The sequence below is a fragment of the Nocardioides humilatus genome (genome assembly GCF_008373755.1).
Taxonomy (GTDB): Bacteria; Actinomycetota; Actinomycetes; order Propionibacteriales; family Nocardioidaceae; genus Nocardioides; species Nocardioides humilatus.
The window spans coordinates 1-222 of sequence record NZ_VUJV01000174.1; the positions used below are offsets into that span (position 1 = coordinate 1).

At 52.3% G+C, this 222-nt stretch carries 1 protein-coding gene; it reads right to left on the bottom strand.

Annotated features, from left to right (window positions below; translation table 11 throughout):
* The coding region (locus tag F0U44_RS24375; protein ID WP_223163828.1) for an eL32 family ribosomal protein at positions 1–222 on the bottom strand (222 nt) is incomplete at both ends.

A 222-nucleotide genomic window follows, 5' to 3' on the forward strand; every position in this document is an offset into this window, starting at 1 on the left:
TGGGAGCGGAGGCGAGCGGCCGCATTCGTCACTCTGATGCTGAGCTGCTGGGCTCTTTCCACGATCAGCTTCCGCTTCTTCGAAGAGACACCGTGAGCGATCTCTGCGCAGTACTTCCTGTTTTGCATCATCAAGATTTCCAGCTCTTTAACATTGTGAACTAGGACCTTACGGAATCCATTTGGGAGCATATGACGGGTCTTCTTGTTGGAACCGTAACCG